Here is a 20,234-nt window from a genome sequence, read left to right as displayed (position 1 = left end):
GCCGCATACGCTCCAGAGGCGCGAGCGGCGATGGTGGCTGTAGTTCAGTTGGTAGAGCACCAGGTTGTGATCCTGGCTGTCGCGGGTTCGAGTCCCGTCAGCCACCCCGATAACGGGAACGCCGTCTGCGCAAGCAGACGGCGTTTCTCGTTTCTACCCAACAGGCTCACTCCTTCGAGTCCGGATCCCAGGTTGAAGGCAACAGCGGCACTGTCGGGCCCGCACCGAACTCGGCATCGTCCAACGCCGTCAGGCCCGTCGTCCTCGCATCCGGCTGGTCCCGCACACCAGAGAAGCCCAGCGGCCCCGCGCCGCGATCCGACACGGTCGGCGCCGGGCCCGGCGGTAGACCGGGCTCGATGTCCATGTATTCGTTGCCGTGGCCTCGATCCCGCATTGCGGCGCGTCGCCGGCGGCGCGCCCTCGCCTCGCGGGCCTGCTCCCCGGCCCCGGCTGCGGCCATGTCGGGCTCCGGGGCTTTCCGCTTGACGGTGGTCGCGGATTTGGCCCGGGCCGCGGCCGGGACGGCGACACCGGGCGAGCCGATCAAGTACGGCGGGAAGAACCCCGGCCCGCCCCCGGGTGCGGCCGACGGCGCCGACCCCGTCGTGACGGTCGCGGTCGCCGACACACCGGTCGACGGAGCCGCCGGGGCCGAGGACGCGGTCGGAGCCGGTGCGCCGCCGGACACCGTCGATGGGGCCGCGGCCGCAGGCCACGATTCGGGCTCGGCCCCGGACGGAATCTCCGCGACACCGGCCGGCAGCACCGGCTGGATCGCGGCCAGACCTGCGATCGCCCATCCGAGGTTGGCGGTCACGACACCCAGAGCCGGCTGAATCAGGGCCGGGGACAACTGCACGACCACCTGCAGCAGCTGCGCCGCGTGGAATGCCATGTCGGCCAACACCATCGGCAGATTGGTCAACAGGGCAGCGGGGTCGTTCAGCAGGTTGTCGATCAGCAGACCGATGTTCTCGATCTGCTCATGGCCGACTTCCAGCCACCACCGCGGGTCGAGTGGGCTCAGGTCTCCGTGGCCATGGTCGTCGTGATCGTGGTCATGATCGCCGTCGTGGTCATGGTCATGGTCGTCATCATGGTCGTGGTCGTGGTCGTCGTGAAGAATCCTCGGCGCCGCCGGTGTCGATGGGCTCGATGCCAGCGCAGCCTCCGACACCCCCTGATAGCTCTCCATCGTTACGGCGGCCAGGATCCACATCCGCACATAGTCGGCCTCGTTCACCGCGATCGGAATGGTGTTGATACCAAAGAAGTTGGTGGACACCAGGATTGCATTCCTGGCGTGGTTGGCGGCCAGCTCGGCCATGGTCGGCATCGCCGCCAGCGCACCGGCATACGCTCCGGCCGCGGTTTCATGCCGAGCCGCGATCGCCGCGCTGTCGGCGCTGGCCTGATGCAGCCACGCCAGATAGGGAAAGTGGGCGGCGACGTACCGTTCTGCGCTCGTGCCCTGCCAGGATCCGGCCTGCACTGAACCCAGCACCATCGCGAGTTCTTCTGCCACCGCGGCATATTCGACGCTCAACGACGACCACGCGCCGGCGGCAGCCAGCATCGCACCCGGACCGGGGCCGCTGCTGAGCAATGCCGAATGCGTCTCAGGCGGTGAGGCCATCCATACCCCGGACATGAGGAACCCTCCTTGTAGACCGGCTACCCGAAGCGTCCAAGTTATTGAATATGATTGTCATTATCAATGAACTCATCGACAACTCATAGAAAGCCGTGCCGGGGAAGGGCGAGAGCTACTGCGCGTAGCGACCCTCGGGCATCATGCATCGCGGGGTGTGCAATCAGCGCACCCCGGATGCGGCCAAAGGCCTTGTGCAACGGCCGGAGAACTGAATTGCGGACTATTCCGCCGCGCCGGCCCGCCGCCGAATCCGCGGAGCCAGCTGCACGATCTCGGGAACCACGGTCGGATTCTCGTACGCGGTGGCCACGAGCGACACCAGGGTGTTGGCGACGTCGCGCAGGGCCGACATCCGGGCGGGCAGGGCGCCTTGCGCCACCCACGTCTTGACCAACTGGTCCAGCAGGTCCCGGTCGGCGCCGCGCAGGATCTCGGTGTCGTCGGTGGGGCCGACGCCGACCCGGATCAGCGACAGCTCAGGGTGCTCGATGCGCCACGAGTGCAGGATCTCGTCGAGAGCGGCCTTGCTCGCGCTGTATGCCGCCACACCGGCACGCGGGCGGCCCACGTCATAGCTGGAGGCCACCAGGACCACACCGTTCTCGGCGAGTCGGGGCGCCGCAGCGCGCAGCACGTTGTTGGCACCGACGGTGTTGACGCTGAACGCGTGCAACCAGGTGGCCACATCGGTGTCCTCGATGTAGGCGAACGGGATCACCGTACTGGTGAACACCACGGCATCGAGACCGCCCAGGGCGTCGGCCGCGTCGTTGACCACGCGGTTGATCGCCGCGGGGTCCTCGACATCGAGTTCGAAGGCGTATCCGCCGATCGCGGCGGCCAGGGAATTCAGCAGGTCGATGCGCCGCGCGGCCACGGCCACCTTGGCGCCGCGTTCGGTGGCACTCATCGCGACCGCGTGGCCGATGCCCGACGAGGCACCGACGACGAGGAGACGCAGCGCTGCATCGGCTCGCTGACCGCTCATTCTGGATCGACCTCCATGGTTCATCTCGAGGTGTTAGGTCACCCTTCGCTCGTCGGACATTACCGGGTGCGATGAATTCCGGACGCTCGGCGGGTCCATTAAGAGAACGAGATTCTCCGAGCAGCAATCAGGAGCCCTTCATGCCGACAGGAAAACCCCCGATAGTCGACCAGCAGACCTGGCGCACCGCCCTCGACGACCTGCGACGTCGGGAGAAGGCCGCGACCCGGGAACTGGACGCGATCGCCGCCGCGCGCCGCCGGCTGCCGATGGTGGAGTTGCCGGAGTACACACTGAACGGCGCGGACGGCCCGGTACGGCTGGCCGACGTATTCGACGGGCGCGCCCAGTTGATCACCTACCACCACATGTGGACCGACGGCGCCGAATGGCAGTGCGGCGGCTGCACGGGGTTCACATCACAGTTCACCCGCCTCGATTTCCTGGACAACTACGACGCCCGCTTCGTCATCGTCACCAACGGGCCCATCGAGGAGGCGCTGGCCTACCGCGACAAGGTCGGCAACCGCATGGACTGGTACTCGTCGTCGGAGAGCTCCTTCGGATCCGACGTCGACGCCGCCCCCGGCGACGGCTTCGCGGTCAACGTGTTCTTCCGCGACGGGAAAACCGTCTACCGCACCTGGCACACCAATGGCCGTGGCACCGAACAACTCAGCCACTCGTTCGCGTTGATCGACCTGCTGCCGTGGGGCCGGCAGGAAGAATGGCAGGACTCGCCCGACGGGTGGCCCAAACAACCGACCTTCTCGGGCTGGCTCGACAGCCCTGACATCGCCCACCTGTACGGAAAGGACTCCCGATGACTTCATCGACCGACACGACGGCAACCGACAGCCAGCGCTACGTCGTCACCCGCACCATCTCCGCCTCCCCGGCTCAGGTGTTCGCCGTCCTGGCCGACCCGGCCCGGCATTGCGACACCGAGCCGGGCGACTGGGTGCGCGACGCCGTCGACCCCGAACCGATCACCGGGACCGGCCAGATATTCGCGGTCAACATGTTCCTTCCGGCGGCCGGTGGCCACTACGTCATGCACAACCTGGTGACCGAGTTCGATCAGAACCGGACCATCGCATGGTTACCCGGACAGCTCGACGAGCAGGGTCACCATGCGCCCGGTGGTTGGTGGTGGCGGTACGACCTGGTCCCCAACGGGGACCAGACCGACGTCACGCTCACCTACGACTGGACCGACACCCCGCAGAGCTTCCGGGACCAGATCGGCGGGATGCCGCCATTCGGTACCGACTTCATCGAAGAATCGCTTGCGGCCCTGGACCGTTCGTCGACATAGTCAGGCGGGCACCTGGTCCAGGAAGCCGAGCACGGTCTGGATCCGGCCGTCGCCGTCGGTAGCCAGCACGTCGAACCCGACCACCACCGGATCGGCATCGCGCGGGCCGAGGCCCCACTGGAAGCGCGCCTGCCGGTGGTGGGCATCGGGTCCGCTGACGAGCGTGAACACGAACCCAGGAAACTGGGTGTGCACGGCCTCGATCGCACCGGAGATGCCGTCGTGACCACTCACCTGGGCCAGCGGGTCGGTGTAGGTGACGCCCGGCGCCCAGTGCTGTTCCAGCAGCGCCTGCCGCTGGGCGGCATCGGTGGCATTCCAGGTGCTGAGGTACCCGGTGACGGTGTCGTCGAGCTCGGCCATTTCGCCTCTTTCACGGTAATCAACTGGGACTCAGCCAGATTCACCGATTCAAGAAGCGTTGTCGATTACCGCGCAGGTAATCAGGTGCTGGCGTTGCCGGTGCGCCACTGTTCCCAGGGGATGTTCCAGTCCCCCAGCCCTTCGGTGCCCGGCAACACCGAACCCACGGTGTTGGTCACCTCGACGATGTCACCGCGCTTGGTGTTCTCGTAGAACCAGCGGGCGTTGGCGGTGCTCACGTTGAGGCAGCCGTGGCTGACATTGCTGTAGCCCTGGCTGCCCACCGACCACGGGGCCCCGTGCACGTAGATACCGCTGTAGGACATCTGGGTCGCGAAGTCCACCTCGGTGCGATAACCGTTGGGCGAGTTGACCGGTACCCCGTAGGTCGACGAATCCATCACCATGTGGTCGAAGCGGTCACCGATGATGTACACGCCGTTGTTCGTCGGAGAACTGTTCTTGCCCATCGAGATCGGCATCGCCTTGACGACCTCGCCGTTGCGCCGGACGGTCAGCGTCTTGGTGTTGTCATCGGCGGACGCGATCACCTCGTCGCCGACCGTGAAGTGGGTGGTGACGTTGCCCTGGCCGAACAAGCCGTCGCCCAATGCGACGCCATAGGTGTCGACGGATACGTCCACCGTGGTGCCGGGCTTCCAGTATTTGGCTGGACGCCAACGCACTTCGCGGTTGTTGAGCCAGTAGAAGGCGCCTTCGACCGGCGGATTGGTCTTGACCGTGATGGCCCGCTGGGCAGCGACCCGGTCCGTGATGTTCTCGTCGAAGCGGACCGCAATGGGCTGCCCCACCCCGACCACTTCCCCGTCGTTGGGCAGGACATAGGGCATCGTCAGATTCGCCGGCGAGTGCGTCTCGAACCGCAGGCGCCGGTTGGCGACGCCACCGAGCCCCAGTGACTGCGCATTGAGCGTGTACTGCTCGTTGTAGTCGAGCGGGTCAGTGGTCGACCAGGTCAGCCCGTCGGCGCTGAACTTCCCTGCGACGCTGACTCCTTCTTCGTTGGTCATGGTGACCCCGCCGAGCACACCGTTCTCCGCGCTCACCGTGACCGGCGAATCGACGGTCACCCCCACCGCACCGTCGGTCACCGAAGCGTTGACCCTGGGCACCAGCAGGTCACCGTAGGGAGTCCCCTTGTCGGTGATCACCGGCGGCGGTCCCTGCGTCTCCTGTCCCCCGCACGCCGTCAGGCCCAACATCATCGCGGGCACCATGGCAACCACCGCTCGCCGGAAGACATCCCGATACGGACGGGTCAGCGTCGTGGCCTGCCCCATGTTCGTCCTACCCCTCGCACGGTCAACAGCAAATCTTGGCAATAGTCTAAGGGTTCCGCGGGAACCCGGCTCACCAGAACCTGGTTCCAGGCCCGCGACCAGCGGATTTCACTGTTGAGCGAAACTCCTGTTATTGTCTCTCACGCGCGCCGTTAGCTCAGTTGGTAGAGCAGCTGACTCTTAATCAGCGGGTCCGGGGTTCGAAACCCTGACGGCGCACCAACCAAAAACCCTGCCTCGGCAGGGTTTTTGCGTTTAAGCGTTTGAGAGTTACTGCGGCAGTACATCTATCTGGCTCGATATCGCTCGGCGAACCGGTCCCCGACGCTGGGTTCAGCTTCTTCCAACAACATCTCCACCGCACCGGCCAGATGCGCGGCCGCATAGCCGTTGTCCCGGTACTGCTCGGTTTTGAAGCGGTCGAGTTCCCGGCGTAGATCGCCGAGAGTTTCATCGCTCACATGCGCCATATGGCTACCTCCAGTCGGTGTGACCATGGCCCACATCCGTACCTAGAGGTTCGACATGAGCCATCGGGTGTCGTCAGCGAATCCCGACGATGACTCGGTCGAGTTCAGCTGCACCGGCGAAGGCACATGCAGCGATCCTGGCAAACGGAAAATAAGTTAGCTGCAACGCAATACCCCCCTTGTCACACGTTCGTCCCGTGTTGCGGCCGAGATCAAGACCCAGGTCCGACTCCCCTATCCTGACCCGAAGTCGACCTTAGCTGGACACCTATGGACTAGCAACCGGTTCGACGAGAAAGGGCCGTTCCCGCCCTGCAATGCAGTGGATTTCAGCTACCGCGGCAGATGCGCACCGAGTTGCGCGGAGTGCCTCGAGTTACCAGACCAACCCGCGTTTGCCAATCGTTTTCTCCACCAAACCGCCGCGAAGCGGCCGGCGTCGTGGCGCACGTCACTGCACTCACAGCAAACATTCAGTACGTCACACCCGCAACCTCCGGCACGACGGGGAGCGCCCCGACAGGCGCCGGGGGACCTCCGAGAAACTTTGCGGTGCGCAACCAGGGCGTCACCGAAAACAGCCCCATTGACGCGCGTCGATAATGTGCTGACGGCGGCATCAGAACCTAACCGGCCGAGTACCACGCCATATGTTGACGCCACGGTAAGTTACTGCCTACAATCTGACACCAGCACTTCCGCTGGTCAGACGCAAGAAACCGTGTTAATCTCAAGTTAGCTGATTTGTTGTGGTTCGTTTCCAGGTGGCGCTTGCGCCAAGATAAGAGGTGTTAGCTGATGGCTACCGCTGGTGGCGTCGATCCCACAGCTGCATCAACTTCAGCGTTTGTTGCTGCGAATCAGCCCGTCATGGTGTATAGCTGCAACCGGCTGGGACGCATCGCCAATCCCCCGAGTTTCTCGTTGGCGGACTGGCTCCTGTTCCGCCGCCGCTGAGCGGCGCAAAAGCCCCGCAAAAAGCCTGAGCCGTTGAGCGGCGCAAAATAACCTCGCCACTCAACGGCTCATCACGTCACGGCGCGTAACGCGCCCCGTGGTCGGCTCAGCGCCGCTTGATCCGCCGAACGACGACGAACACCACCAGCACACCTGCACCGGCCAACGACGCCGTCACGGCCGGCTTCTTGATGAAGCCGATCACCGCCGTCTTGAAATCGTCGGCCAGCCGCTGAGGGTTGGCCCGCTCGGCCAGGGAGTCGACAGTCACCGCCAGTTGATCGCGAGCCTGATCGATGTCCCGCTTGATGCTCTCCGGGTCCCGGTTCGCCACTGTTTGCTCCTCCAAGCCGCTCCATGTCGTGCTGCCCTGCCGCACTACCCTAGATCAGCCGGCTCCGTGACGACGGAACCGGTCGACAAGAAGGGATACCCGCGCATGCCGCCAACCCCGCGCCTCGAGGTGGGAGACACCGCCCCGGCTTTCAGCCTGCCCGACGCCGACGGCAACGTCGTCAAGCTCTCCGACTACAAGGGCCGCAAGGTCATCGTGTACTTCTACCCGGCCGCGTCGACGCCGGGCTGCACCAAGCAGGCGTGCGATTTCCGCGACAGCCTCACCGAACTCAACGACGCCGGTCTGGACGTCGTCGGCATCTCCCCTGACAAGCCGGAGAAACTCGCCAAGTTCCGCGACAAGGAAGGTCTGACCTTCCCGTTGCTGTCCGATCCGGACCGTGAGGTGCTGACGGCCTGGGGCGCATTCGGCGAAAAGACCATGTACGGCAAGACCGTTCAGGGCGTCATCCGCTCGACGTTCCTGGTCGACGAGAAGGGCAAGATCGCCGTCGCGCAGTACAACGTGCGCGCCACCGGCCACGTCGCCAAGTTGCGCCGCGACCTTTCGGTCTGACCGCACCGGTCAGGACTGGGTGGTCAGCAGGAACACCAGGTAGCCGAGGTAGGCCGTGATCATCGCGGCCGCTTCGGTCCGGTGCACGCGCCGGCCCGAGACGAAGATCGGCACACAGGCCAGGCTCGCTGCCACCATGATCGGGATATCGATCCACACGAGGTTGTGCGTCAGCTCCAGCCCGTTGGCGGGTACCAGGCAGGTGATGCCCAGGATCAGCAGGATGTTGTAGACGCTGCTGCCGAGCAGGTTGCCCACCGCGATGTCACGTTCGCCGCGCACCGTCGAGACGATCGTGGTGACCAGCTCGGGGGCCGAGGTTCCGATCGCCACGACGGTCAGACCGATCAGCGCGTCCGACACCCCGAATCCGCGGGCGATCCCCACCGCACCGCCCACCAGCCATTCGGCCCCGAGAATCACCACGGCGATGCCACTGACGGTCATGACCGTATCTTGAAGTGCGCCATGGCCAATCGGTTTCGTCGCGGCATCGCCGGCCTGCCCCGACGGGAAGGCTTCGCCGTACTCGGCCACGGTGGCCCGGCTCTCCCGCCGCGACATGCGGATCAGAACCGCCGTGTAGACGATGGCACCGCAGACCAGGATCACCCCGTCCACGCGCGACAACACACCGTTGACGGCCAGCACCCACAGCAGCACCGCGGAACCGGCCATCACCGGCAGATCGAAGCGCAGCGTGCGCTGTTCGATCGCCAACGGGCGGATCAACGCGCTGAGCCCGAGGATGAACAAGATGTTGACGACGTTGGTGCCGGCGATGTTGCCGACAGCCAGGTCGCCACTTCCCGTGGTGGCTGCGGTGACGCCGACAGCGAGTTCGGGAAGGCTGGTGCCGATCGACACGACGGTCAGGCCGATCAGGATCGGGCTGATTCCCAGGCGCGCAGCGAGTTTCGCACCGCCGCGGACCATCACCTCGGCTCCGACCGCCAGGGCGATCAGACCGACAACGAACCAGCCGACGCTGCCGGTCATCTCGGTCTAGCGCGCCAGCGCTTCGAGCAGCAACGCCTCGGCCGTGGCCGCCTTCTCCAGCACGCCCAGGTGCAGGCTTTCGTTGACACTGTGCGCCTGGGTGGCTGGATCCTCGACGCCGGTCACCAGAATGGTCGCGGCCGGAAACGCCTCGGCGAACTCGGCGATGAACGGGATAGAGCCGCCCATACCCATGTCCACCGGGTCGGTTCCCCAGGCGGTGCGGAACGCCGAACGGGCCGCGTCGTATACCGACCCCGAGGCGTCGATCGCGTAAGGCTGACCGACATCGCCCGGGCTGACCGTGACCTGGGCGCCCCACGGGACATGAGCCTGCAGGTGACGGGTCAGCGCCTCCAGGTGCGCGTGGGCGTCTCCGCCGGGTGCAACTCGCATGCTGATCTTGGCCCGGGCACGTGGGATCAGGGTGTTCGACGACTTGTCGATGGGTGTGGTGTCGATACCGATGACGGTGATGGCGGGCTTGGCCCACATGCGTTGCACCACTGACCCGGAACCGATCTCGGACACACCGTCGAGCAGGCCGGACTCCTGGCGGACCCAGTGCTCGCCGCGGTCCACGTCGGCCGCGGTGGCCTCGTGCAAACCGGCGACCGCGACGTTTCCGTCGTCGTCGTGCAGGCTGGCCAGGAGCCGCACCAGCACGCTCAACGCGTCGGGCACGACCCCGCCCCACAGACCCGAGTGCAATCCGTGGTCCAGAGTGGCCACCTCGACCACACAGTCGGCCAGGCCACGCAGGGTCACGGTCAACGCCGGGATCTCGGTGCTCCAGTTGTCGGAGTCGGCGATGACGATGACGTCGGCGGCCAGGGCAGCTTTGTGCGCAGCCAGCAGCGCGCCCAGTGACGGCGAACCGGATTCCTCCTCGCCTTCGACGAAGACCGTGACGCCCACCGGGGGCTTGCCGTCGAAGGCCCTTATCGCGGCCAGATGTGTTGCGATACCGGCCTTGTCGTCGGCGGTGCCGCGGCCGTAGAGCCGGCCGTCACGTTCGGTGGGTTCGAATGGTGCGGAGTCCCACTGGGCCGGATCGCCCTCGGGCTGCACGTCGTGGTGGGCGTACAGCAGCACCGTGGGCGCACCCGGCGGTGGCGGATAGTGCGCGATGACGGCAGGTGCACCGCCTTCGCTGACGATGCGGACGTCGGGAAAGCCCGCGTCCGACAACAGCTTTGCGACCGCCTCGGCGCTGCGGTGCACCTCGTCCCGTCGGGCCGGGTCGGCCCACACCGACTGGATGCGGACCAGATCCTCCAGGTCGGATCGCACCGACGGCAACACCTGCTGTACCCGCTGCACGACATCAGTCATGGTGACGACCCTAGCCGCTCTGTCGAGCCCGCCGAGAGTGCGCAAACTGTTGCCCGAACACGGCGTGTCCAGCAGCAGACGCGCACGCTCGCGGTGCAGAAGTTAGAGCTCCTCGATGATCGCCACCGCGGCGGCGGTGTCAGCCTCGTGGGTGAGCGAGACGTGAATGGTCACCGTCTCAAGATGCTTGGCGATCTCACCGGACAACCGCACCTTGGGCCGGCCCCACATGTCGGTGACCACCTCGATATCGCGGTGGATCCCCTCCGGCAGAGCCGGCCGCTTGGAGAACCGTGAGCTCGACCAGGCCTTGATCACGGCTTCCTTGGCCGCCCACCGGGCCGCCAGGTGCCGGGCCGCCGACGAACTCTTGTCCGCGGCGTCCCGGCGCTCACCTGGCGTGAACGTCTCGGCGAATACGGTTCCCGGTCGGTCTACCTGCTCGGCGAACTCAGGTATGGAAACCAGATCGATGCCTACTCCCACAATCGCCATGGAAGCGAACCTAGCTCACCGCTGCATGCACGGACTCACCGCACATAGAGATCGTCGTCTCCGAGTCGGGCGTCCGCGTTCAGCAACATCGCTGCTTCCTGACGCTTCTCCGGCACATCGTGGTCGAACCGGCGGTCGGCGGGCTTCTCGTACATCGGACGCCCACCGGCGATCGCCCCGGCCAGTCGACGCTGACCGGCCAGCGTGCGCTGCTCGGCACGCTTGCGGTAGTCGTCGCGCTCGGCCGGATCCAGCGCCGCGATGAACGCCTCCGGGTGCACCAGGGCAACCAGACCCGACACGTGACCGAAGCCGAGGCTGGTGACCAGACCGGCCTTGAGCGGGAACTTCCCACGCAGGTCGAGGGCTTCGCGCACCCAGACGAAGTGGCCGGAGGTGGCCAGCTCGTCGTCGACGCAGTCCAGGCTGCGGTTCGGCGGGATGACGCCGTCGCGCAGGATCTGGCACAGACCCATCATCTGGAACACCGCGGCGCCGCCCTTGGCGTGCCCGGTCAGCGTCTTCTGGCTGACGATGAACAGCGGGGCGCCCGCCGAGCGACCCATCGAGTCGGCCAGCCGCTCGTGCAGCTCGGTCTCGTTGGGATCGTTGGCCAGCGTCGAGGTGTCGTGCTTGGAGATCACCGCGATGTCGTCGGCGCCGACGCCCAGCTTGGCCAGCGAGCGGGCCAGCTGCGAGTCCTTGCCGCCGCGCCCGGCGCCAAGGGCACCCAGGCCCGGAGCCGGGATCGAGGTGTGCACACCGTCGGCGAAGCTCTGCGCGTAGCCGACGACCGCCAGCACCGGCAGGCCCATCTTGGCGGCGAGGTCACCGCGGGCCAGCAGGATGGTGCCACCACCCTGGGCTTCCAGGAAGCCGAGGCGACGACGGTCGTTGGCACGGGAGAACTTCGAGTCGCTGATGCCCTTGGCGCGCATCATCTCGGTGTCGGCCGTGGCAGCCATGTCACCGAAGCCGATGATCGCTTCCAGCGTCAGGTCGTCGAAGCCGCCTGCGATCACCAGGTCGGCCTTGCCGAGGCGGATCTTGTCCACACCCTCCTCGACCGACACCGCCGCGGTGGCGCAGGCGCCGACCGGGTGGACCATGGCGCCGTAGCCACCGACGTAGCTCTGCATGACGTGTGCCGCAACAACGTTCGGCAGCACCTCCTGCAGGATGTCGTTCGGCTTGGCGCGGCCCAGCAGGTTGCCGTGGTACATGGTCTGCATCGAGGTCATGCCGCCCATGCCGGTGCCCTGCGTGGACGCCACCAGGCTCGGGTGCACCCAGCGCATCAGCTCGGTCGGGGTGAAGCCCGAGGACAGGAACGCATCCACGGTCGCCACGATGTTCCACAGCGCAACCCGGTCGATCGAGTTGGCCATGTCCGGGGTGATGCCCCACACCGTCGGGTCGAACCCGGTGGGGATCTGGGCGCCGACCGTACGCGACAGCTTGGTCTTGCGCGGAACCCGAATCTCGGTGCCCGCCTTGCGGATCACCTGCCAGTCGCTGGAGTCCGGCACCGGCCGGGCCACAGTGTGCTCGGGATCGAAGGACACGAACGCCCGGGCGTCGGCCTCACTGGAGACCACGAACGAGAAGTCCTTGTCCAGGAACACGCTGACCAGCAGCGGCGAGGCGTGATCGGGATCGATCGCGCCGTCGTCGACGAACTCGCGGATACCGCAACGCTCTACGACGGCGTCGTGGTAGCGCTCCACGATCTCCGATTCGGGCACCAGCTCACCGGTCTGGGTGTCGTACCAGCCGGCCTTGGGGTCGTCTTCCCACTTGACCAGACCGGTCGTCCACGCCAGCTCCAGCACACCGGCCGCCGACAGCTCGCCGGAGACCTCCATCTCGAAGCGGGTCCGCGACGATCCGTACGGTCCGAGCTCGGCGCCACCGACGATGACCACCAGGTCGGCCGGGTCGACGTCGAGATCGGCCCACTCCGGCGCGGGCGCCGGGTTGTGTCCGCGCGGCGGGGACGGCAGGGCCGGGATCGTGCCCTCGTTCTCGTCGTCCTCGGAGGCCGAAGAAGCCTTGGCTTCCATGTCTTCCCGGGCCTTGGCGGCCAGCTCGGCCATGTCGATCTTGATGTCGCCGAGACCGCCGGTCAGGTCCGCCTTGATGGGCGCTTCAGCCGCGGCCACCTTGGCCTCCACCGTGCACAGGTTCAGCAGCATGGCTGCCATCTCCGCGGTGCTGTAGGTGGTGACACCGGCTTCCTCGACCGCGCTGACGATGGCGTCGTTGTGCCCCATCAGTCCGGTGCCCTTGGTCCAGCCGATCAGCGCGTGCGCCAGGCTGACCCGCTCGGCCCACGACGACTCGGCGCTCCACCGGTTCACCAGCGCGTCGAGCGCGGACTTGGATTCGCCGTACGCACCGTCGCCACCGAACATGCCGCGGTTCGGCGAGCCCGGGAGCACCACGTGCAGACGCGAGGCGATGTCACGCTCGGCACCGATGGTCGACAGCCCGCCGATGAGCCGCTGAACGGCCCACAGCAGCACCTTCATCTCCATCTCGGAGCGTGAACCCGCCTCCGACAGGTCCCCGGCCACGCGCGGTGCGGCGAACGGGAACAGCAGCGTCGGGGTCTGCGCATCCTTGAGGTGGATCGATTGCGGCCCAAGGCTTTCGATCTGCTCGCTACCGACCCACTCGACCAGCTTGTCGATGTCGGAGTACGACGCCATGTTGGCCGGGACCACCCACAGGGTGGCACCGAAACGGGCGTTCTCGCGGTACAGCTCCTTGTAGAACGCCAACCGATCGTCGTCCAGACGCGAGGTGGTCGCGATGACGGTGGCGCCGCCGTCGAGCAGCTGCCCGACGACCGCCGAGGCGATCGAGCCCTTCGACGCACCGGTCACCACGGCGACCTCGTTGGAATACCGACCGGTTCCGGGGTTTTCAGCGCCGGCCGCGATGCGACCGAACAGCGAGGCGTGGATGGTACGGCCGGCGGCGAGAGCCTTGCCCTGCCACCAATTCGCCTGCGTGGCAACGGCATGCCCGGCACCCTCGAACCGCTCCGACAGGCGCGGCCATTCGGTGTCGATCTCGTCCTCGCCGGCGAGCCACAGCTTGACCAGGTCCTCACGGGCGCTGGCCCAGCGGTCGTCGAACACGACGGCCTTCTTGCCGTCGAACGCCGGAGCCACCAATCGCGGCCAGTCCGAACCGAGTTCGGTGGTGACCAGGTCGATCAGTTCGGCATCGGTCGCGGAGCCATCGGACGGGGTGACTGGAACATCCAAGCCGAGCTGGCCCAGAATCGTGCGCGCGGCCGAGGCCAGCACGCCGTCGGGACCCGTGACCTTCTCGGCGAACTCGTTGAGTGCGGCCGAATCGACCACGCCGCCACCACCGGCACCGCCGGCCGAGGGCAGGCTCACGGGCACACCCTGGCGGGCACCGACCGCAGCCACCGCCGCATCGATGACCTTGTCGACGTCGGCCGCACTGGCCAGCGCGCCCGGGTGCAGACCACCCAGGTCGCCGCCGCGAACGCTGCTGCCCTCACGGGTGCCCAGCGCCACCTCGACGGTGACGTGCTTGGCCCAGCCCGGACCCAGCTCCCAGGTCTTGGTGACCCGCTCGGCGATGTAGCCCGGGCGCTTGCCCGACGGCCCGAACACCGTGCGCAACTGATCGTTGATGGCGTCAGAGAGCACCGGACCGAACGGCTTGTAGGTACGGGCCAGCTTGCTGACCTGTCCCTTGAGCGCGCCCAGATCCGCCTCGGCGGCACCGTCGATGGCGCCCAGGTTCAGCTCGGAACCCAGGTCGACCAACAGCTGGTTGCGACGCGAGGACGCACCGTCGGTGATGGACTCGATGGAGTCCAGGGCCTCGATCTGGTCGATGCGCATCTTGGCGCTCAGCGCGATGAGACCCACCGTGGCGTCGGCCGCGTCGAACGTGATGTCGTCGGGCCGCGGGCCACCGGACGGGGCGGCAGGTGCGGCCGCCGGAGCCGGTGCTGCCTCGGCGGCAGGAGCAGACTCGGATTCCGCCGCCGGGGCCGATTCTTCGACCTCGGGCTCCGGCTCCGGATCGGTGTCGCTGGCGAACAGCACCGCGGCATCGCGCTCGGCGTTGAGCACCTCGACGGTGCTGTGGGCGTATTCGGGCAGCTTGAGCGTGTTGGTGGCCAGTCCGGCGACCGTCGGCGCGTTCTTCACACCGATCTCGACGAACCGCTCCACCCCGAGTCCGCCCGCGGCCTCCTCGATGAAGAGCAGGTCCTGGGTCTCGATCCAGCGCACCGGGCTGGCGAACTGCCAAGCCAGCAGCTCGATGACGATCTTGCGGCACAACTCGATCGGCCGCTCGTTACGCCAGGTGTCGTAGTCGGCGAGGATCTCGTCGAGCGGCTCGGCCGGGACCAGGTCGCGGATCTCCTGGATGAAGTCGCGGTCCAGCGTGAACGGCCGGGGCACCAGGTTCGGGATGTAGCGGCCGACGACCAACTCCGGATCGCGGTCGCGCGGCAGGACGCGTTCCAGGCTGCGCCGGAAGTCGTCCACGCCCACCCGCAGCACGCTGGAGTGGAACGGCACGTCGATGCCGGGGACCAGGATGAACGACCGCTTGCCGCCGCTGATCTCGCGACGACGCTCGACCTCTTCCTCCAGCGCCTCCAGACCGCGCACGGTTCCGGCGATCGCGTACTGCGAACCGCGCAGGTTGAAGTTCACGATCTGCAGGAATTCACCTGTGCGCTCGGCGATCTCGGCGACGAAGCTCTCGACGTCCTCGTCGGCGAGGTCGATCTGCGACGGCCTGATGGCAGCCAGCCGGTAGTTGGACCGGCCCCGCTCGTCACGCGGCACGATGTCGTGCATCTTGGAGCCGCGGTGGAACACCGCCTCCAGCAGACCTTCGAGTTCGATGACGCCGGAAACGCAGGCCAGCGCGGTGTACTCACCGACGGAGTGACCGCAGGCGATCGCGCCTTCGACGAACGCGCCCTGCTCACGCATCTCGGCGACCTGGGCCGCGGCCGTGGTGGCCATGGCGACCTGGGTGAACTGGGTCAGGTACAGCACGCCCTCGGGGTGCTCGTAGTGCACACCGGAAGCGATCAACGACGTGGGGTTGTCGCGGACCACGTGCAGCACCGAGAAGCCCAGCGTCTCGCGGGTGAACTTGTCGGCCTTGTCCCACACCTTGCGGGCGGCCTTGGACCGGGCCCGGACCTCCATGCCCATCCCCTTGGACTGGATGCCCTGGCCGGGGAACGCGTAGACGGTCTTGGGTGCGGCCAGACGCGCGGTCGCGGCCATCACCAGCTCGGACCCGATGCGGGCCTGAACCTCGACAACCTCTGCGCCGACGTCGATTCCGACCCGGTCGACGCGGAAGTCGACCTCGTCGCCCGGCTTGACCATGCCCAGGAAGCGGGCGGTCCAGCCGACCAGCTTGGCCGGCGGAATCGGCTTGCCGTCGGTGGCGGTCAGGACGTGCTGCGCCGCGGCCGACAGCCACATGCCGTGCACGATCGGCGATTCCAGGCCGGCCAGCAGCGCCGCTGCCCGGTCGGTGTGGATCGGGTTGTGGTCACCGGACACCACGGCGAAGGGCCGCATGTCCACGGGCGCACCGACCGTGACGTCGCGACGGCGCCGGCGCGGGGTGTCGGTGGCATTGTCGGAGATCGCCCCACCGGCCCGGACCGGGTCGGTCAGCTCGGTCTCGCCGGTACGGCCGCGGATCGCGAACCGCTCCTCCAGCTTCGCCAGCTCGGTGCCATCGGCTGCCTTCACGACCACCTCAACCGGAACCACCCGGCCGACCTCGGTGTCGGTGGCGGCCGAAGCCGTTGCGGTGACGGTCAATTCGGCCGGCTCGGTCGGCAGCTCAGCCAGCAGGTGCGCGGCGTGATCCAGGTGCACCAGGCTCAGCAGGCCCTCGACGACCGGGAATCCGGAGTCGGTGACGGCCGAACCGATCGCGGCGAACACCGCGGGCCAGCAGCGTCCGACCAGCGCGTCCGGCACGACGGTGAGCGTCGGCGCCAGCGGCGCACCGAAGGTCGCGGTGACACCGGTGTGATCGGCGACCTGCTCGGGGTTCCACGCCACGGTGACCTTGGCGGTCCCGTCGACGACCTGCGGCAGGGCGTCCGGTCCGTCGACACCCGCGGCGATCGCGAGCACCGAGCGCATCGCGGTCGCGGCATCGGCGACCTCGACGACCGGTGCGCCACCGCTGCGGATGGCCTCGGTCAGGGTGAACCGGATGTTGATCCAGGTTCCCGACAACGGCACCGACAGCACCACGTGCCGATCGTCGGCGACCTCGAGCCGGGCCCCGGTGGACGGGTTTGTGGCGGAACGGTTCTCGTTCACCTGCCACTCGGCGGCCGGCGCGATCCGGTGCACCGGGTTGACCGAGGTGCGACCGGCCCACAACACGTCGGGGGCGTCGAGCAACACCGCCAGCGGGCCGGTGACGTCGTCGCGGCCCTGACGGCGCGACAGCACGGCCTGCGGCTGGGCGCCTGCGGCCAGCACCTCGTCGACGGCGGCCTGCTCGAAGCGGTCCAGCAGCTCACCGACGGGCTCGTCGACCCGGGTGATGCCGGCCACGGCGGCGGTGCCGGGGATGACGCAGACCTGGTCCGCGTCGTAGCGCGCATCGTGGGCCTGCCACAGCGAATCGCTGCGCCACCAACGGCGAACGTCCTTGTCGATGACCGGGACGAAGTTGACCGGCTTGCCCAGCGTCTTGCAGAGCTCGACGAAGAACGGCACGTCGGCCGGGTGCAGCTGCACGGAGGCGGCGTCCGGGTAGGCCGAGACCAGCGCGGCCAGTGCGCCCTTCGGGTCCTCGAGCAGCTGCTCGTCGTCGAAGAGGGTCTCGATCGGACCGAAATCCTGTGCGTGCAAACGGGCTTCGGCGCGCTTGAGCATCTGCTCGAAGCGGTCCCGCCAGGTGATGTCCAGCCACTGCGAGTCGTCGCGCTTGGTGTCGGCGGTGCTGTTGCCCTCGCCGATCGCCAGTTCGATGTAGCGGCGCAGCCACTGCAGGTAGGTCATGTCGGCGACGTCACCGAAGTACGGCTTGGCGGTGTTGGTCATCGCGGCGATGATCTCGTCGCGGCGGGCGGCCACCGCTTCGGCGTCACCGGCCACCTCGTCGAGCAGCCGGCCGCAACGCGACGCGGTGTTGTCGATCTCGTGGATGTCGGCGCCGAGCTGGCTGCGGCCGGAGGCCATGCCGCCCGAAGCCTTGCCCGCACCCACCCATGCCTCGGTGCCCTTGGTGTCCACCAGCAGCTGCTTGACCTGCGGGCTGGTGGTGGCCTCGAGGGTGGCCATGGCGGCGGTGCCGACCAGGATGCCGTCGATCGGCATCAGCGGGTAGCCGTGGGCGGCCGACCAGCGGCCGGACAGGTACTCGGCGGAGCGCTCGGGGGTGCCGATGCCGCCGCCGACGCAAATGGTGATGTTGGACCGGCTGCGCAGCTCGGAGTAGGTGGCCAGCAGCAGGTCGTCGAGGTCCTCCCACGAGTGGTGACCACCGGCACGGCCGCCCTCGATGTGCACGATCACCGGCTTGGTGGGCACCTCGGCCGCGATCCGGATGACCGAGCGGATCTGCTCGACGGTGCCCGGCTTGAACACCACATGACTGATGCCCAGATCATTCAGCTCGCCGATCAGCTCGACCGCCTCTTCCAGGTCCGGGATGCCGGCGCTGACGACGACGCCGTCGATCGGCGCGCCGGACTGACGGGCCCGCTGCACCAGGCGCTTGCCGCCGACCTGCAGCTTCCACAGGTACGGATCGAGGAACAGCGTGTTGAACTGAATGGCCCGGCCGGGCTCCAGCAGATCGCCCAACTCGGCGATGCGGTCGTTGAAGATCGGCTCGGTGACCTGCCCGCCGCCGGCGAGTTCGGCCCAGTGGCCCGCGTTTGCTGCAGCCGCGACGATCTTGGCGTCGACTGTGGTGGGGGTCATACCGGCCAGCAGAATCGGCGAGCGTCCGGTCAGTCGGGTGAACTTGGTCGAGAGCTTGACCGATCCGTCGGGCAGGCTCACCACGGTCGGGGCGTAGCTCGACCACGGCCGGGCCACCTCGGGCACGGCGCCGATGGTGAACAGATTGCGCTGGCCACCGCGGGTGGCGGCGGGCACGATCCCGATGCCGAGCCCGCGCACCACGGGGGCGGTCAGTCTGGTCAGGATGTCGCCGGGGCCGAGGTCGAGGATCCAGCGGGCACCGGCCTCGCTGATCTCGGTGATCTCGTCGACCCAGTCCACCTGGCTGACCAGGATGGCCTCGGTCATCGCGCGGGCGAGCTCGACGTCGATGCCGACGGCCTCGGCCCAACGCGCGACGATCTCGATGCCGTCGGCCAGGCGCGGGGTGTGGAAACCGACCTCGACCTGCACCGGGTCGAAGACCGGGGCGAAGACCGCGCCGCCGCGGACTTTGCTCTTGCGCTCGGCCTCTTCCTTCTCAGCGATCTGGTTGCAGTACAGCTCGAACCGCGACAGCTGCTCGGGTGTGCCGGTGATCACAACGGAGCGCCGGCCGTTGCGGATCGACAGCACCGGAGGCAGCACGGTGCGCACGTCCTGGCTGAACTCTTCGAGCAGCTCGTAGATGCGCTCGGGCTCGGCATTGGTCACCGAAACCATCGGCGGGCGGTCACCCAGCACGGTGATCCCGCGGCGACGGGCCACGAGGGTGCCCGCGGCACCGATCAGCTGCGCCAGCGCCAGCAGCTGCACGTCCTTGGCGCCCTTGGCGGCCAGAGCCTCGACGGCCAGCACGCCCTGGGAATGCCCGGCGACGGCGACCGGCGGGGTGGCCACCAGGTCCATGCCCTGTCGTGCCAGGGCACGCACCGCGGCGATCTGGGTGAGCAGCACACCAGGCACCGAGACAGCGGCCGAGGTCAGCTGCTTGTCGGACGGCACCGGCTCTTCGGCGGCCAGGGCCCGGACCCACTGCAGCGGCTCGAACCCGATGGGCCGCACCACGACGAGTTCGGCGGCAACCGGCTCGAGCAGCAATTCGGCCTCGCCGGCCAGGGTCGCCAGCTCGGCCTCGATCCCGGCCGAGGACACCAGTTCCTCAAGAGTCTCCAGCCAGGCGCTGCCCTGGCCACCAAAGGCCACGGCGTAGGGCTCTCCGGCGCTCAGCCGGTCCACGAGGGCATGGGTGGAGTCAGCCTGGCGACCAACGGATCCTTCATCGTCGTTGCGACCGGCGGACACCCGGTCGTGTTCGTAGATCGTCACTGGCGCTATCTCCTCGGTGCTGCTGTGGTTCTGCGGTGAATGGGGTCGCGTATGGCTGTCGCGTGCGGTCTTCGGTGTCTGCGTGTCTGGGGCGGTGTGGCTGCCCGGCGACAGGCCAACGGCGATTCAGCGTCGAATCAGGCTGGAACACAGGCCGCCG

Annotated in this window: 13 protein-coding genes and 2 tRNA genes; 5 read left to right on the top strand and 10 right to left on the bottom strand. The window is 67.5% G+C overall.

Translation table 11 applies throughout. The features are described from left to right. Positions 1-33: 33 nt before the first annotated feature. Positions 34-106, top strand: a tRNA-His gene (locus G6N57_RS16110). 60 nt (positions 107-166) lie between these two features. On the opposite strand, the gene G6N57_RS16105 is transcribed toward G6N57_RS16110, so the two are convergent. Continuing rightward, positions 167-1,654, bottom strand: a complete 1,488-nt coding sequence (locus G6N57_RS16105; protein ID WP_097926198.1) for a PPE family protein — start codon at positions 1,652-1,654, stop codon at positions 167-169. A gap of 223 nt (positions 1,655-1,877) precedes the next feature. Next, the gene (locus G6N57_RS16100) at positions 1,878-2,645 is read right to left on the bottom strand and encodes an SDR family oxidoreductase (protein WP_077741472.1); all 768 of its coding nucleotides are present in this window, start codon (positions 2,643-2,645) and stop codon (positions 1,878-1,880) included. Between the two features lie 140 nt (positions 2,646-2,785). On the opposite strand from G6N57_RS16100, the gene G6N57_RS16095 reads away from it, so the two are divergent. Together G6N57_RS16095 and G6N57_RS16090 are read left to right on the top strand one after the other, a co-directional pair. Then, a complete protein-coding gene (locus tag G6N57_RS16095) occupies positions 2,786-3,472 on the top strand; it encodes a DUF899 family protein (RefSeq protein WP_077741473.1) in 687 nt (228 codons plus the stop codon). Further along, on the top strand, positions 3,469-3,963 hold the full coding sequence (locus G6N57_RS16090) for an SRPBCC family protein (protein WP_077741474.1): 495 nt from the start codon (positions 3,469-3,471) through the stop codon (positions 3,961-3,963). The genes G6N57_RS16095 and G6N57_RS16090 overlap by 4 nt, the downstream gene beginning before the upstream one ends. On the opposite strand, the gene G6N57_RS16085 is transcribed toward G6N57_RS16090, so the two are convergent. Continuing rightward, positions 3,964-4,326, bottom strand: coding sequence for a nuclear transport factor 2 family protein (locus G6N57_RS16085; protein ID WP_077741475.1), 363 nt, complete (start codon positions 4,324-4,326; stop codon positions 3,964-3,966). It lies immediately after the preceding gene. A gap of 80 nt (positions 4,327-4,406) precedes the next feature. After that, positions 4,407-5,627, bottom strand: coding sequence for a L,D-transpeptidase (locus tag G6N57_RS16080; RefSeq protein ID WP_162563965.1), 1,221 nt, complete (start codon positions 5,625-5,627; stop codon positions 4,407-4,409). 146 nt (positions 5,628-5,773) lie between these two features. Here G6N57_RS16080 and G6N57_RS16075 point away from each other — a divergent pair. Then, positions 5,774-5,849, top strand: a tRNA-Lys gene (locus tag G6N57_RS16075). A 65-nt stretch (positions 5,850-5,914) separates the two neighbouring features. Here the strand turns inward: G6N57_RS16075 and G6N57_RS31695 are convergent. Together G6N57_RS31695 and G6N57_RS16070 are read right to left on the bottom strand one after the other, a co-directional pair. Beyond that, a complete protein-coding gene (locus G6N57_RS31695) occupies positions 5,915-6,097 on the bottom strand; it encodes a hypothetical protein (RefSeq protein WP_036448781.1) in 183 nt (60 codons plus the stop codon). Between the two features lie 1,063 nt (positions 6,098-7,160). Beyond that, positions 7,161-7,388, bottom strand: coding sequence for a DUF3618 domain-containing protein (locus tag G6N57_RS16070; protein ID WP_077741476.1), 228 nt, complete (start codon positions 7,386-7,388; stop codon positions 7,161-7,163). Positions 7,389-7,493: 105 nt separating this feature from the next. Between G6N57_RS16070 and bcp the strand changes: the two genes are divergently transcribed. After that, positions 7,494-7,967 (top strand): thioredoxin-dependent thiol peroxidase, encoded by a 474-nt coding sequence (bcp, locus tag G6N57_RS16065; RefSeq protein WP_077742059.1) that lies wholly within the window; start codon positions 7,494-7,496, stop codon positions 7,965-7,967. Between the two features lie 9 nt (positions 7,968-7,976). Here bcp and G6N57_RS16060 read toward each other — a convergent pair whose 3' ends face one another. The 4 genes from G6N57_RS16060 to G6N57_RS16045 form a co-directional block, all read right to left on the bottom strand. Continuing rightward, on the bottom strand, positions 7,977-8,966 hold the full coding sequence (locus G6N57_RS16060) for a calcium/sodium antiporter (protein WP_077741477.1): 990 nt from the start codon (positions 8,964-8,966) through the stop codon (positions 7,977-7,979). 6 nt (positions 8,967-8,972) lie between these two features. Beyond that, positions 8,973-10,301, bottom strand: a complete 1,329-nt coding sequence (locus tag G6N57_RS16055; RefSeq protein WP_077741478.1) for a dipeptidase — start codon at positions 10,299-10,301, stop codon at positions 8,973-8,975. A 102-nt stretch (positions 10,302-10,403) separates the two neighbouring features. Next, the gene (acpS, locus tag G6N57_RS16050) at positions 10,404-10,796 is read right to left on the bottom strand and encodes a holo-ACP synthase AcpS (protein ID WP_029110067.1); all 393 of its coding nucleotides are present in this window, start codon (positions 10,794-10,796) and stop codon (positions 10,404-10,406) included. A gap of 35 nt (positions 10,797-10,831) precedes the next feature. Beyond that, positions 10,832-20,074, bottom strand: a complete 9,243-nt coding sequence (locus tag G6N57_RS16045) for a type I polyketide synthase (protein ID WP_077741479.1) — start codon at positions 20,072-20,074, stop codon at positions 10,832-10,834. Positions 20,075-20,234: the final 160 nt, after the last annotated feature.

Origin of the sequence: Mycolicibacterium boenickei (assembly GCF_010731295.1) — a bacterium.
In the GTDB taxonomy this organism is placed as follows: Bacteria; Actinomycetota; Actinomycetes; order Mycobacteriales; family Mycobacteriaceae; genus Mycobacterium; species Mycobacterium boenickei.
Note: the sequence above shows the minus strand (reverse complement) of the source record. Positions and strands in the feature narration are given on the sequence as shown.